Origin of the sequence: Alteromonas sp. CI.11.F.A3, from assembly GCF_032925565.1 — a bacterium.
Lineage (GTDB): Bacteria > Pseudomonadota > Gammaproteobacteria > Enterobacterales > Alteromonadaceae > Alteromonas.
Genome location: NZ_CP136708.1, coordinates 3,584,465 through 3,599,245, shown reverse-complemented (window position 1 = coordinate 3,599,245; position 14,781 = coordinate 3,584,465). Strand labels below are relative to the sequence as shown.

Below are 14,781 nucleotides of genomic sequence, written 5' to 3'. Positions count from 1 at the left end.
AACTGAGTAGCCATGGTGTATATGGGTCTCCATGGCCGTTGAGGCCACTCAGCTTAGAGGCGTATCTATAGGGTTAAATGGATGGGGAGGGCAGTTTAAAATGTAAACGCGGCTATCTGTTCATTTAGGCAACACGGTTGCCTTGGCCAACGAGATAAATTCGTCAACAAACCCAATTGGGTCAACCTCTTTTCGGTGGCCCAAATATAAGGTTTTTTGTAAGCCCTTTTCACCTAAGGGCTTATACGTTAACACATCAGATTCTTTCGCTTCTTCAACTAGCCATTTCGGTAATGCGGTAACACCGCGCCCAGCTGCCACCATTTGCAAAATAATTTCTGTGGTTTCAATGGTTCTGTGTTGTTTTACGCTTGCACCAGCAGGAGTAAGAAACCCTGAAAAAATATCCAGTCTATTGGTTTCTACCGGATAGGTGATCACCACTTCATTGGCCAATTGCGAAGGCTTGATATAGGCACATTTAGCCAAAGGATGTTCTTTGTGCATTACTAATACTTGTTCGTAATCTAATACGCCGGTGTAATTAATCGCATCTACATGTAATGGATCGGGTGTGAGTAATAAATCAATGTCGTAGCCGTGTAAGGCTTGTAAGCCACCGAATGAAAATGCTCGTCTTACATCAACGTCTACATCGGGGAAGGCCTTTAAAAAAGGCGCAACTACTTTTAGCAACCATTCGAAACAAGGGTGGCATTCCATCCCAATACGCAATATACCTTGCTTCCCTTCTGCCATACGGCGAAGCTGTGCTTCGGTGTGCTCGAATTGAGGCAGTACACGTTGAGATAAACCCACCAAGCTTTTACCTGCTTGAGTCAGCACTAATGTTCGACCTTCTTTTTGCCAAAGCGGCAACGAAAAGCTCGCTTCTAGTTTTTTCATCGAATGACTAAGTGCAGACTGAGTAACAAACAAGGACTTGGCTGCTTCCGTCATGGTGCCGTGTTTATGGATAGCGTTAATAATCTTAAGATGCTGACGTTCAATCATAATTTATGAATGTTGCTCATGTATTAACGTAAATATACCATTATTTTTAATCAGTTTTGCCATGCTAATTAGGTAAATTGCGATAAGTGTAGAAACGTAAACACGTGATTAACCGTGAATGACATCTACCGCGGTTGAAAGTCGGTTACCGATAATATCCCTGATCACAGAAGTAATTTCTCTAAAGGTTTTGCGTCCTGGTGCGGTATTTCTCCACGCTAAGGAGTGCTGTCTTTCAATGGGCATACCTTCTATTTCACAAACATGAAGTGCCTCGGGGTGATGCAACTCTGAATGTATATATAGCCCCGGCAAAAATGCTACCCCCATACCCATTACTACCATTTGTCGCAGTGTATCTAAGCTTGTTCCTTCGTAGTCCCGTTGCAGGTTTGCGCCAATTTCGTCGCAAATATGTTGCACTTGATGATGAAAATGGTGTCTATCTTCTAAGGTAAGTACTTTTTCTCCAGCTATTTGTTCAGGGCGCACAAAGGCATTACCAGCAAGATGGTGATCGGAGGGCACAACAAATTTAAGGGGTTCGTTAAATAACGGCTCGGTTATTAGCTGCGAATATTCACTGGAAAGTGGTGAGATAATTAAATCGTACTCGCCATGCAGCAATCCATGTTGTAGCGCCTGCGGTGCAGCTTCTCGCACGTAGAAACGTAGTCCCGGCTTGCGCTGATGTAACTCAGGCAAAATATGGGGCAACAAATAAGGGCCAAGAGTAGGGGGAATACCAAGGCGGAAGGTAACCACTTCACCTTCAGCCAGGTCCCGCGCAATTTCATTGAAACGGTGATTTGCTTGAAGTACTTCTTCGGCCGCTTCGAAAAGTGCTTTGCCTTGGGGCGATAATAAGGTGCCAGTTCTTGAACGTTCAAATAACACTAAGTCCAAACTCGTTTCAAGGGTATTAATTTGACTCGTTAAAGTAGGCTGGCTAATACCTAGGCTCGTGGCCGCTTGCCGAAAGCTTAGGTATTTAGCTACCGCAACAAAATAACGAATTTGGTTAATCGATGGAGTTTTACCGTTCAGTAACATGGTGATTACGTCGCCTTAATTTTATAATTCAAATAGCGTGATAGTTAAGAGCTATCACGAACTAGTATATTAAACTATTAATCTATCAGGCGACACTGGTGTCGACAGTAAAAGACAATAATTATTATTTAATGGAGAAATTTATGGATCACGTAATTTCGGGTGTTGCTAAATTCCAGAAGGAAGTTTATCCGGGGAAAAAAGCGGCCTTCCAAAAGCTGGCGAATGGTCAGAACCCAGAAGTGCTTTTCATCACGTGTTCAGACTCTCGTATCGATCCTAATTTGGTGACGCAAACCGAACCAGGCGAACTGTTTATCTGTCGTAACGCAGGCAACATCGTGCCTCCGCATAGCAACCAAACAGGTGGTATGACCGCCTCAATCGAATTTGCTGTTGCAGCACTGGGCGTTACGCATATCGTTGTTTGCGGGCACACAGATTGTGGCGCAATGAAAGGTGCGTTAAAGCCTGAAGGGCTCGCTTCATTGCCTCATGTTAAAGAGTGGCTAGGCCATTGTCGCGCTGCGACTGAAGTTGTTAAAGAGCGTAGTGGTTGTTCTGAACTAACCCACGATCATTTAGAAGATGTAACAAAAGAAAACGTGGTACAGCAAATTCAGCATTTACGTACACATCCTGCTGTTGCCGCAAAAATTGCGAACAAACAAGTTACTCTTCATGGTTGGGTTTATAATATAGGTAGTGGCGAAGTGTTGTGCTACAACAGCGAGTCTGGTGAGTTTGAGGTAATGGATCAATCTCACGCAGAAGCGCAGCTTGCACGCTAAGCACTTTTGCGCGTTAAGAACTTAGGAAACATTCCATGTTTAAGTTAAATGTAAGTAATTTACGGGGTGACATTACCGGTGGTTTAACCGCCGGTATTGTTGCTTTACCGCTAGCCTTGGCGCTAGGGGTAGCCTCAGGACTTGGCCCGATGGCCGGTCTTTATGGCGCCATTGCGGTAGGGTTCTTCGCCGCATTGTTTGGTGGTACGCCGTCACAAATTTCTGGGCCAACTGGGCCTATGGTGGTGGTATTAGCCGGTTTGTTTGCTAGCCTATCTGGTGATGCAAGCTTGATCTTTACCGCAGTTATACTTGCCGGTATTTTTCAGATTATCTTCGGCTTCTTAAAGGTTGGAGAATACATCCGGCTAGTACCATACCCTGTTATATCGGGCTTTATGTCGGGTATAGGTGCCATTATTATTATTCTACAATTAGGTCGTCTTTTAGGGCATGAGCCTCCAGGCGGTACTATTGGTGCATTAAGTTATTTACCAACTGCGCTTGCAGATATTAATTTTGCCACCCTAGGTTTAGGTATTGGTACACTAATTATTGCCTACAAATGGCCAGCATCATTAGGTAAATATGTACCGGGTGCGCTAGCAGCACTTATCATCGGTACGCTTGCAAGCTTAGCGTTATCTGTGCCTATCTTAGGTCAGATCCCAACAGGTTTACCTAGCATCCAAATGCCAGTATTCGAGCAAGGTACAGCATTATTAATCTTAGAAGCTGCGTTTATTCTTGCGATTCTAGGTGCTATCGATAGTTTATTGACCTCATTGGTTGCCGACAACATGACCCGTACCCGCCACGATAGCAATAGAGAGCTAATCGGTCAGGGTATTGGTAACACTGTAGCGGGTTTCATTGGCGGTATTGCTGGGGCTGGTGCCACCATGCGAACGGTTGTAAATATTCGCAGCGGTGGTAAAGACCGTATTTCGGGTATGGTCCACGCATTGGTATTACTTGCGATTGTGTTGGGTCTTAGCCCACTTGCGGCGAAAATCCCTCATGCTGTACTAGCCGGTATTTTGGTTAAAGTCGGTTTAGACATTATTGATTGGAGCTACTTAAAGCGCGCTCACAAAGGTCCTCGCTGGGATTTCGGTTTAATGATCCTAGTACTTGCACTTACTGTGTTTGTTGACCTAATCACTGCTGTGGGTGTGGGCGTGGTATTTGCTGCGTTAGCTTACGTCCGTCAAGTTGCTCACTTACAACTTGAAGAGCTTCGTAAAATTCCTGAGTCGCTTAACGACCCGGAAGAAAATGCGTTACTTGAGTCGCTAAAAGGCAAGGTCTCTATCTTCAGCTTCGGCGGTCCGTTAAGTTTTGGTGCCGCTGCTGATGTAGGTCACCATGTAAGAGACAACGTAAAAGCAGGTTCTAAGGTGATGATCTTAGATTTCACCCGTGTGCCTACTGTGGATGTGTCTGCGGCAATGGCGGTAGAAACGGTAACTGTGGATGCTATGGCGGCAGGTAGACAACTAGTGATTTGCGGTGCTAATGCCGCGGTGAACGAAGTGCTAGAGAGCATCTGTGTTAACCATCCAGGTATCGTTATTTACGATAACTTGCACGACGCATTACTTTATGCGAAAAAAAAAGTGACGGAATCACCGAATCAAGAAGTTAATTTTAACGCTGTATCGCAATCTTAACTTTATGATAATTAAGTGTATTTAATAAAAGCCCTTCTCGCGAAGGGCTTTTTTTTGGTGCTTTTTTCATAATCTGTCATTTTTTATTAATTGAATGTTCAATTTAACTTAACGTAACTGTCACATCCGCTTTTTAAGCTGATTGGGTGAAAAATACTCAAACTATTAAAAAGGGAAACATACACATGACGCGTTACCATCTTATTGCACTTAGTGTACTTGCCGGATTATCAGGTGTTTCAAATAGCCATGCAGAAGCTGTTACGGAAAATAAATCTACCGAAATAGAAGAAATTACGGTTGTTGGGCGAAGTGTGTCATACGCCAATAACGCGGCTTCTGACGACATGCAAAAACAGCAAGCAAATTTAAGCAGTGTGCTTGCCGTGGTAGATAACTTACCGGGTGTGCTAATTAACGAAGGTGATACCTTTGGGGCCGATGATTGGTCTACTTCTATTGTTATTCGTGGTTTTCAAGTTAACCTTAATGAACAGCAAATCGGTATGACGGTAGATGGTATTGCCAACGGCAACTCGAACTATGGCGGCGGTGCTAAAGCAAACCGCTATATTGATACTGAAAACCTACAAACCATAGAAGTATCACAAGGTACGTCTGATATTGCCTCTCGCTCTCATGAAGCGCTAGGCGGTACGCTAAACTTTACGACTATTAATCCGAGCGATGAAGAAGGCTTTGTCGCGAGCGTGACGGCGGGGGAGTTTGATGCTTCAAAATACTATGTGCGTTATGACACCGGCGAAATCTTAAAAGATACGTACGCGTGGATCAGTCTATCTACACAAGAAAGCAGCGACTTCATGGATCAAGTGGCTGAAAATACCCGTGATCACCTGGCGTTGAAAGTAACCTCTATGGTGGAAGACGTTGCGCTAACCGGCTATGTGTCATATGACGATACCCATGAAGAAAACTACCAACGAATTTATAGCCTAGAGCAATATGCGCAAAACCCTGACTGGGATCAGCTCACCAGTGAATGGACCGGTATCCCCTACCAAGACCAATCTTATCGTCGTGGCTGGTCTACTTTACGTGAAAATCTATTAGCTTACTTGAAAGCAGAGTTTTCTATTGGCGCCGTCGATATGTCGACAAGTGTCTATTATCACGAAAACGAAGGACGTGGTGATTGGGTGCCACCGTATCTTGTAGACGTAAAAGATGACGGCGCTGACGGTCACTCAGAGTTGGTCAACGGAAACACGGTCTATGGTGGTAGTGCACTTGGCAATATCTACTTTGTAGACCGCGATGGCATGCAGCTTTCTCCTATTGCTGGCTGTGCAAGTTCAATTACCTTTCCTTATGGCGGGGCAGGGGCCGAGTACGACCCAAGCTGTCACGAACAAGGTGCAATTCCAGTTGGCTCGTACCGACACACACATTACAACAAAGAGCGCCTTGGTTTTAATGCAGATGGCATCTGGTATGCCAAGTTAGGCGAGTTCGATAATACGCTTCGCTTTGGATTGTGGTGGGAAGATTATGAGCGTGATGAATACCGAGATTGGCACAAAATCACTGATTCGGCGATTGGTTACGATTTTAATAACTCGCCTTACTGGGTGCAGTATGATCGCAGTTTCCCTATTGATACCTTAATGTATTACGTAGAAGACGAAATTGATTTTGGAATAGCGAAAGTACGTCTAGGCGCTAAGCGCTTTAATGTTGATATTGCTAAGAACGACAACTTCGACAGCGCTAATAACCTTGACGTTAATTCTGATTCAGACACGCTATTTTCTGCTGGCTTTGTAGCACCTATCGCCATAGATGGCTTGGAACTGTTCGCTGGCTACGGTGAAAACTTCGCATCAATAAAAGACGCACAACTTGAGCGTGACGATACGGACTTGCGCTTTATTGAACCAGAAACTGCAGAGAATATTGATGTAGGTCTTCGTTATTCAAGCGCTAAATTCAATGCCAATATTACTTACTACACCATTGAGTTTAATAACCGCATTCAATTCACCAGCAATGAAACTGCTAGCGGTATCGACTTTTTAGAAGCCGCGGCAGGTGGATATCGAAATGTAGGGGGGATTGAGTCTAGCGGTTTTGAAATGTCTGCTGACTTTGCGATTACCGACAACCTTACTGTATTTACCTCGCTAACATTAAGTGAATCGGAATACATTGAAACCATTGGTGGCACAGGTACCCAGTACGACTCACTAGCCAATGCCCAAGCCGCTATTGCAGATACCACAAACTCTGAATCTTCATTGGTAGCAGTAAAAGGGAATATGGTGATAGGTACGCCAGATACCATGGCAGTTATTAGCCTAGATTGGAGTAAAAACAATTATTTCGCCGGTATATCGACAAAGTATGTCGACTCTCGTTTCATCGATATTTACAATACCGCTGAAGTAGATGACTATTTGGTTAGCGACCTTTATATTGGTGGATACATTAGCAATATAGGTCAAGGCATGGAAGAGCTTGAAGTTCGCCTAACCGTAAACAATGTGCTAGATGAGGATTATGCTTCTACCATCGCCCCTAACGCATTTTGGATAGGTGCGCCACGCGCAGTCGCCATCAATGCACGTTTAACGTTTTAATTCACTGTAAGACGGGTTGTTGCAACGTACATGAAAAGTGCGTTGCAGCGGCTCATACGGTATGGAGCAGTTACATGCCTAAAGTAGGAATGGAGCCCATTCGAAAGCAGCAGCTAATCGATGCCACCTTGGTGGTCATAGCTGAGCACGGGTTTCACAGCGCCACCATTAGTTTGATTAGTAAACAAGCGGGTCTTTCAACCGGTATTATTAGCCATTATTTTGGTGATAAACAGGGGCTAATTGAAGCCGCTATGCGATACCTGCTTGAAAAGTTGAAACTGCAGGGTAGTTTTAGCAGCCATTTAGAGCGCTTAGACGCCATTATTGAAAGCAATTTTTCCGGTGAACAGCAAGAATCCTCAGCCACCAATACATGGCTGAATTTTTGGGCGTTATCATTGCACAATAAAGGCTTACACCGTCTTCAACGAATAAACCACAAACGGTTAGAAAGTAACTTAACCTATAGTTTTGCAAACCTTATTCCTAGGGAGCATGCCAAAGAGGCAGCGTTGTCTACCGCAGCTATGATAGATGGTTTTTGGTTACGCAATGCCCTTGAAGGTGAAAAGCAAAATAATAAGGAAAATGTGATTAGGACGAGTAACGCGGTGAAGCGTTATGTACGATTGGTGCTATCACAATATCAATAAAAGCGGCGTGGTAGTCGGGAGTGTGGGGTTAAAAGCCTTTAACTATAAAAGCTGCAAATACAAATATTGTCATCAAAGAAGCCCACACGGACAAAGCGTCCGCATGGGTATCCACTAACATTACCAAATACGAACTCGTTCTTCTGGCTCAAGATACAAATCATCGCCAGGTTGAACGTTAAAAGCTTCGTACCAAGCATCGTGGTTTCGTGGTGCTTGCGCACGGTAACGACCTGGAGCATGCGTTCCACCACGTAGCTGGTTCAACATGCTTTCCTCAGTACGCTTTTCACGCCACACTTGCGCCCATGCAAGGAAGAAACGTTGATCGCCAGTTAGGCCATCAATAACCGGCGCTTCTTCACCATTTAAGCTTAGTTTGTAAGCATGATAAGCCATAGACAAACCACCTACATCACCAATGTTTTCGCCTAAGCTGTTACGACCATTAACGAAGTTACCTTCAATCGGCTCGTATTGGTTGTATTGCTCGGCCAGCATATCGGCTTTTTTCTCAAATGCAGCGCGGTCTTCGTCAGTCCACCAGTTACGCTGAATACCGTTAGCATCAGACTTAGAACCCTGATCGTCAAAACCATGACCCATTTCATGGCCAATAACAGCGCCAATTGCACCATAGTTTACTGCAGCATCAGCATTAGGATCGAAAAACGGCGGCTGAAGAATAGCGGCAGGGAAAACAATTTCGTTAAACGAACTGTTGTAATACGCGTTAACACGTTGTGGCGTCATGCCCCAACGCTCACGGTCGGTTTTTTCTAGCTCTTTCGCAATACCTTCAGCTTTGAAAAACTCTCTAAGATTACGCACGTTTCCTAGCAAGTCATCACTGTTGATGGTTAAGCCATCGAAAGATTGCCATTTGTCTGGGTAGCCAATCTTAGGGCGAAACGCCATCAGCTTTTCTTTCGCATTAACTTTGGTGTCTTCACTCATCCAATCTAGGTTATCGATACGTTCGTTCAGTGCCGTACGTAAATTTTCAACCAACTCGGCCATTTGTGCTTTCGAACTTTCAGGGAAATACTCAGTAACGTATATCTTACCAATGGCAAACCCTAAAGACTCAGTACCAGCCATTTGGCTTACGGCACGCTTCCAGCGAGGGCGAGGCTCCTGCTGACCACTTAACGTTGTGCCATAAAAGTCAAAGTTGGCCAGATAAATATCTTCTGATAGTAAGCCTGCATTGTTTTTAATGGTGTGGTAAGTCAAGTAAGCCTTCCAATCATCAAGGCTGGTTTCATTGATAATATCAATAACATCATTGATGGGTTCAGGCTGGGTGATGTTAAGTTCAGGCGCTTTAAAGCCGGTTTGGGCTAAAAATGTGTCCCAATCAAATTGAGGATAAGCATCAGTAAGTTTGCTGCGCTCAATTTGATTTAATGTAAGGTCGCGGTCGCGACGTTTCTCACGAGGCCACTGAATGTTTGCTATCTCAGTTTCAAGCTTAAGAATGGTGGCAGCTTGTTCAGCCGCATTTTCTACGCCCGCAAAGTTCAACATTTGTTCGATGTGCGCCAAGTAAGCTTCACGAATTTTCACGAACCTTTCATGATCGCTAATGTAGTAATCGCGATCAGGTAAACTAAGGCCGCCCACACCAACGCTAAGCTGGTACTCATTCGGATCTAAACGGTTGTACCACATGCCAGTATCAATAGGAGAACTCGCACCGGTGAGCCAACTTTTACCAAATACTTCAGTTAAGTCTTTGGTTGACGCAATAGCATCAATAGATGACAGCACATCAGAAATCGGTGTAAGCCCTTTTTCGTTAAGGGTTTCGACATCCATATAAGACACGAAAAAATCATGAACTAGCTGTTCATCAGCGTTCAAGTCTTCTTTTTCCATTAACCCGTCAATAATATTTTTGACCTGCTCTTCACTGCGCTCAGCAAGGGCAGTGAAGGCACCGAATCGGGTTTTATCGGCAGGAAGCTCATAATTGTCGTACCAGGTACCGCCAGCGTACATGAAGAAGTCGTCGCCAGGTTTAACGGCTTCGTTTCGGGCAGATAAGTCTACGCCAAATGAACCTAGTTCAGCTTGACCTTGCTCTTCTTCCATTGCCATCTTGTCAGCAGCTTGTTGTTTATTTTGTTCTGGCTGACCACAGCCTGCTAAGCCTAGCGATGCTGCTATGGCTAGCGCGAGTAGTTTTTGTTTCATATCGTTTTCTCATTATGATTATTCACCGCTAACAAAGGGTTAGGGGTGTTTGTCGTTTTAAGGGTAGGTGTTATATCGTTATTAAAAGGTAAAACATCTTGGGCTTGATTGAAATACGCAACAATATGTTCTGATTCTTGTTGTAAAAATGACGCTACAGCATCATGAAAGGGGGCCGAAAACAATTGATGTTGCGACTGGCAGTAAATAGGTTCAAACCCCCGGAGAATCTTATGCTCGCCTTGAGTGCCAGGGTTAAAAAGTGGAAGCTTTTTCTCTATCGCAAACGCAATGCCTTCAAAGTAACAACACGCAAAATGTAGTCCGCTGACTTCCTCTAATGCCCCCCAGTATCTGCCATATAACCCCGAGTCATCATAAAAAAACAACGCGCTGGCCATCAGGCAATCATGCTTAAACGCAGTGATAATAAGCATATTGTTGGCCATGGTATCGCGCAACTGATGAAAAAATGCCTCATTCAAATAGCCTGTGTGGCCGCTACGTTTTAAATACGTTGCTTGGTAGCACTGCAAGAAGAAATCGAGTACCTCATCGGTGATTTCATTCCCACATAAATGGCGGTAGTGAATGCCTTGTTCAACCAGCTTTCGTTGTGTTTTTTTCATGTCACGACGTTTGCGCGACGTTAGCGCATTTAAAAAGCTGTCGAAATTGGTGTATTGATAATTATGCCATTGAAATTGAACAGCGTATCGAGTGAGCAAATCTGAGTTATTGCCGAGGATTCTTTGCGTGCGGGCATCGGTAAATAGCCAATGGCAGGAAGAGACGGTTTCTTCGCCAATCGATTGCACGGTATCAGAAATGAGCGTTATAAGCGCTTCGTTAAATGATGCCTCTTCACGGGTTAATATTCGTGATCCGGTAACGGGCGTAAAGGGGATTGCGGCAATCCACTTCGGATAATAAGGAATACCATGCTGGTGGTATGCATTGGCCCATGAATGGTCAAACACGTATTCGCCATAGCTGTGGGTTTTTAAATAACCGGGAATAATGGCGATTACCGTACTTTCATCTGATGCAGAGAATGCTTCTTCGTTAGACGAGGCTTGATCATTTGCAAGGGCTTGTTCAGTTATAAGCGATTGGTCAGATAGAGGCGCTCGGTCATTTGCATGGCATTGGTCAGCTACAGCAGCTTTTTCAATGACAAGATGTTGCGGTATCCAACCAGAAGCTTCATTGCAGCATCCACTTTGTTCTAACGCATTTAAAAAGTCGTAACGTAAGAAAGGGCCTTCGCCTCTAGCAAGGTCATCCCATATAGCTTGGGGAATATCCGACACCGCACTGACAACTTTTACCTTATATTCCATGCTCACGTTTACTTTATTCACTTTCGTTCAACGACGCTAAAGATTACCATTAATAGTAATATAACGAGATTGAAAAGTATTTTAAGAAGGTTTCGATTAATAAAATGTCAGAATTTGACAGAAAATTCATTACCGACGCGATTACCCGCATGCTTGCACGACGAGAGCATAGCTTTTCAGAAGTTTGCCGCAAGCTTTCCCAAAAAGGCATTGAAAGTGAGGCTTTTATGCCCGTGCTGGAAGCCTTTCGAGAAGCTGATATTCAAAGTGATGAACGCTTTGCTGAAAGTCGTGCCCGCGCTTTGTATATGAAGGGCTCTGGCCCTAGAAAAATCAAACTTGATTTACAGCAATACGGTGTTGATGAAATTGCGGCTGAACGTGCCCTTGATGAAATAGAACCTGATTGGTTCGAAAAAGCGAAATGGGTTAAAGATAAAAAGTTCGGCCCGTTTCAAGAAACCGATTTCAAGCTGCTGATGAAGCAAAAGCAGTTTCTTCAATACCGTGGTTTCTATAGCGAACACATCGAATTTGCCGTTAAGGGTGAATAAAAATCGCATAAAATTCATTTATGCCCTTTATAACGGGTATAAAAGGGCTTATTTATAATGCTAGAGCAGGCTATGGGCTTAACAAAAAAGCGCTAACCATGGTATTGTTGCGCACATCCGTGCGAGGGTATGAAATGCATAAACAACTAGGCGGTTATTAGTAGGTTAATCTTAGAAAAGTTAATCTAACGATTAATCGGCCAGTAGCATCAATCTCGCACATTCTCATTCAATGTATTAAGGAAGTTAGGTTTTCAATGACATTATCAACTGCTGACTTACGCCAAAAGTTTAAAGATTATTTCAAGAGTCATGGTCACCAGCCTGTGGCTAGCTCGTCTCTCGTACCAGCAGATGATCCAACCCTTCTTTTTACTAACGCGGGAATGAACCAGTTTAAAGATACGTTTTTAGGTGCGGAAAAACGCAGCTACACCCGTGCGGTTTCTTCTCAGCGCTGTGTTCGTGCTGGTGGTAAGCATAACGATTTAGAAAACGTTGGTTATACTGCCCGTCACCATACTTTCTTTGAAATGCTAGGTAACTTCAGCTTTGGTGATTACTTTAAAAAAGAAGCCATTGAGTTTGCGTGGAATTTCTTAACATCAGAAATTGGCCTACCAAAAGAAAAACTCCTGGTTACCGTATATTCGGAAGACGATGAAGCCTTTGATATTTGGGAAAACCATATTGGTGTACCCAAAGAGAAGATTATCCGCATCAGTACATCAGATAATTTCTGGTCTATGGGTGATACAGGGCCATGTGGTCCGTGTTCAGAAATATTCTACGACCACGGTGCCCATATTTGGGGCGGACCTCCAGGAACACCAGAAGAAGACGGTGATCGTTTCATCGAAATCTGGAACCTGGTATTCATGCAGTACAACAAGCAAGCTGATGGCACGATGGAGCCATTGCCTAAGCCTTCTATCGATACCGGTATGGGGCTTGAGCGTATTTCAGCTATCTTGCAAAACGTGCACAGCAACTACGAAATTGATTTGTTCCAAAACCTTATTCAAGCGGCGGCGACAATTGTAGGCACTGAAGATTTAGAGAATAAATCTTTACGTGTTATTGCTGACCACATTCGTTCTTGTAGCTTCTTAATTTGTGATGGTGTGATGCCATCTAACGAAGGCAGAGGCTATGTACTTCGTCGTATTATTCGCCGTGCTGTACGTCATGGTTACCAGTTAGGTGCCAGCGATATTTTCTTCTACAAACTGGCTTCAGCACTTAGCAAAGAAATGGGCGAAGCTTATCCAGAGCTTGTAGACCAACTACCGGTAGTTGAAAAAGTACTACGAGTAGAAGAAGAGCAGTTTAGCAAAACTCTAGCCCGTGGTATGGCAATGCTAAACGACACGCTAGAAACTCTTGAAGGTGACACTATTCCAGGTGACGTGGTGTTTAAGCTTTATGACACTTACGGTTTCCCTACCGACCTCACCAACGATGTTGCCCGTGAACACGACCTTAAAATCGATGTGGAAGGGTTTGAAAGTGCTATGCAGGCACAGCGTGCTCGTGCGCAACAAGCCAGTAACTTTGGTGCTGACTACAACAACACGCTTGCGGTTGACCATACGACATCTTTCACGGGATACAGCGATGTAGAAGGCGAAGCAAACATTGTAGAGCTTATTGCAGATAACGCCTTTTGTGAGCGTTTAGAAGACGGACAAGAAGGGGTAGTGGTATTAGACCAAACGCCTTTCTACGCTGAAAGCGGTGGTCAGTCGGGTGACAAAGGGGTACTTCGTGTTGCGAATGGTGAGTTTATCGTTACCGATACTCAAAAAATGGGTAATGCTTTCGCTCACAAAGGAAAAGTAAAAGGCACCATCACAAAAGGTGATCGAGTTACATCTGCTATCGATAATTCAAACCGTGATGCTGTGAAGAAAAACCATAGTGCGACTCATTTACTTCACGCTGCACTTCGCGAAACCTTAGGTGATCATGTCACGCAAAAAGGGTCGTTAGTAGAAGCGCAGCGTATGCGTTTTGACTTCTCTCACTTTGAAGCAGTAACACCCGCGCAGCTTATTCAGGTTGAGCGTAGAGTTAACGAAGAAATTCGAGCTAACCATGAGTTAAAAACCCAACTGATGGACTTAGATGAAGCCAAAGCATCAGGCGCAATGGCGTTATTCGGTGAAAAGTACGATGAGAAAGTACGTGTAGTGACTATGGGGCCTTTCTCTGTAGAGCTATGTGGTGGAACCCATGTTAACCGTACTGGCGATATTGGTTTGTTTAAAATTACCAGCGAAGCGGGCATAGCATCAGGTGTACGCCGTATTGAAGCGATTACCGGTGAGCAGGCGCTATATTATGTTCAAGACCAGCAAGCCACGCTGACAGAGCTGTCTAGTTTGTTAAAAACTGACACGCAAAACTTGGTTGAACGTGTGGCTGCGGTACAGACTCATACTAAAGAACTAGAAAAATCACTCACTTCTGCGACACAAAAACTGGCGAGTCAGCAAGGTGCTGATATGCTTAGTAACGCTATTGAAATAAATGGTGTAAAAGTACTTATAGCTAAGTTAGAAGGTGTTGAAGCGAAATCACTGCGTTCAATGATGGATGATATTAAAAACCGAATTGGCGAAGGCATCGTAGTACTAGGTGTGGCAAGTGAAGATAAGGTGAATCTTATCACTGGGGTGACGAAAAACCTTACCGGTAAAGTGAAAGCAGGAGAACTGGTTAACTTTATCGCTGCGCAAGTTGGCGGAAAGGGAGGAGGTCGCCCTGATATGGCTCAAGCGGGTGGCGATAAGCCAGAGTGTCTAGGCACAGCGTTAGATTCAGTTAACGCTTGGTTAGAAGATAAGCTATAATCAAATCTGAAACTTGCAGTGAGTTTTTGAAGTGACACAGAAA

General features: G+C 44.1%; 10 protein-coding genes. 6 read left to right on the top strand and 4 right to left on the bottom strand.

Annotated elements, in window-relative coordinates:
- Positions 1–120: 120 nt before the first annotated feature.
- Together R1T43_RS15535 and R1T43_RS15530 are read right to left on the bottom strand one after the other, a co-directional pair.
- On the bottom strand, positions 121–1,014 hold the full coding sequence (locus R1T43_RS15535; protein WP_211071172.1) for a LysR family transcriptional regulator: 894 nt from the start codon (positions 1,012–1,014) through the stop codon (positions 121–123).
- 108 nt (positions 1,015–1,122) lie between these two features.
- On the bottom strand, positions 1,123–2,067 hold the full coding sequence (locus R1T43_RS15530) for a hydrogen peroxide-inducible genes activator (RefSeq protein ID WP_317350288.1): 945 nt from the start codon (positions 2,065–2,067) through the stop codon (positions 1,123–1,125).
- 143 nt (positions 2,068–2,210) lie between these two features.
- Between R1T43_RS15530 and R1T43_RS15525 the strand changes: the two genes are divergently transcribed.
- The 4 genes from R1T43_RS15525 (at position 2,211) to betI (ending at position 7,787) form a co-directional block, all read left to right on the top strand.
- A complete protein-coding gene (locus R1T43_RS15525) occupies positions 2,211–2,858 on the top strand; it encodes a carbonic anhydrase (protein ID WP_211071174.1) in 648 nt (215 codons plus the stop codon).
- A gap of 35 nt (positions 2,859–2,893) precedes the next feature.
- Positions 2,894–4,531 carry a SulP family inorganic anion transporter gene (locus R1T43_RS15520; RefSeq protein WP_317350287.1) on the top strand — a complete coding sequence of 546 codons (1,638 nt, stop codon included), beginning with the start codon at positions 2,894–2,896 and terminating at the stop codon, positions 4,529–4,531.
- 185 nt (positions 4,532–4,716) lie between these two features.
- Positions 4,717–7,131 (top strand): TonB-dependent receptor domain-containing protein, encoded by a 2,415-nt coding sequence (locus tag R1T43_RS15515; protein WP_317350286.1) that lies wholly within the window; start codon positions 4,717–4,719, stop codon positions 7,129–7,131.
- A gap of 74 nt (positions 7,132–7,205) precedes the next feature.
- The gene (gene betI / locus R1T43_RS15510; protein ID WP_317350285.1) at positions 7,206–7,787 is read left to right on the top strand and encodes a transcriptional regulator BetI; all 582 of its coding nucleotides are present in this window, start codon (positions 7,206–7,208) and stop codon (positions 7,785–7,787) included.
- Between the two features lie 120 nt (positions 7,788–7,907).
- Here betI and R1T43_RS15505 read toward each other — a convergent pair whose 3' ends face one another.
- Both R1T43_RS15505 and R1T43_RS15500 read right to left on the bottom strand, forming a co-directional pair.
- Positions 7,908–9,986, bottom strand: a complete 2,079-nt coding sequence (locus R1T43_RS15505; protein ID WP_211071178.1) for a M13 family metallopeptidase — start codon at positions 9,984–9,986, stop codon at positions 7,908–7,910.
- The gene (locus R1T43_RS15500; RefSeq protein ID WP_317350284.1) at positions 9,983–11,350 is read right to left on the bottom strand and encodes a GNAT family N-acetyltransferase; all 1,368 of its coding nucleotides are present in this window, start codon (positions 11,348–11,350) and stop codon (positions 9,983–9,985) included. Before R1T43_RS15500 ends, R1T43_RS15505 begins: the two co-directional genes overlap by 4 nt.
- A gap of 83 nt (positions 11,351–11,433) precedes the next feature.
- On the opposite strand from R1T43_RS15500, the gene R1T43_RS15495 reads away from it, so the two are divergent.
- Both R1T43_RS15495 and alaS read left to right on the top strand, forming a co-directional pair.
- Positions 11,434–11,883 carry a regulatory protein RecX gene (locus R1T43_RS15495; RefSeq protein ID WP_211071179.1) on the top strand — a complete coding sequence of 150 codons (450 nt, stop codon included), beginning with the start codon at positions 11,434–11,436 and terminating at the stop codon, positions 11,881–11,883.
- Positions 11,884–12,140: 257 nt separating this feature from the next.
- Positions 12,141–14,738, top strand: coding sequence for an alanine--tRNA ligase (alaS, locus tag R1T43_RS15490; protein WP_317350283.1), 2,598 nt, complete (start codon positions 12,141–12,143; stop codon positions 14,736–14,738).
- The last annotated feature ends 43 nt before the right edge of the window (positions 14,739–14,781 follow it).

What these genes read in the sequence shown, in the direction of transcription:
- R1T43_RS15525 (WP_211071174.1), top strand. Translation starts at nt 2,211, where the DNA reads ATGGATCACGTAATTTCGGGTGTTGCTAAATTCCAGAAGGAAGTTTAT.
- R1T43_RS15530 (WP_317350288.1), bottom strand. Translation starts at nt 2,067, where the DNA reads ATGTTACTGAACGGTAAAACTCCATCGATTAACCAAATTCGTTATTTT.
- R1T43_RS15535 (WP_211071172.1), bottom strand. Translation starts at nt 1,014, where the DNA reads ATGATTGAACGTCAGCATCTTAAGATTATTAACGCTATCCATAAACAC.
- R1T43_RS15520 (WP_317350287.1), top strand. Translation starts at nt 2,894, where the DNA reads ATGTTTAAGTTAAATGTAAGTAATTTACGGGGTGACATTACCGGTGGT.
- R1T43_RS15505 (WP_211071178.1), bottom strand. Translation starts at nt 9,986, where the DNA reads ATGAAACAAAAACTACTCGCGCTAGCCATAGCAGCATCGCTAGGCTTA.
- betI (WP_317350285.1), top strand. Translation starts at nt 7,206, where the DNA reads ATGCCTAAAGTAGGAATGGAGCCCATTCGAAAGCAGCAGCTAATCGAT.
- R1T43_RS15515 (WP_317350286.1), top strand. Translation starts at nt 4,717, where the DNA reads ATGACGCGTTACCATCTTATTGCACTTAGTGTACTTGCCGGATTATCA.
- alaS (WP_317350283.1), top strand. Translation starts at nt 12,141, where the DNA reads ATGACATTATCAACTGCTGACTTACGCCAAAAGTTTAAAGATTATTTC.
- R1T43_RS15495 (WP_211071179.1), top strand. Translation starts at nt 11,434, where the DNA reads ATGTCAGAATTTGACAGAAAATTCATTACCGACGCGATTACCCGCATG.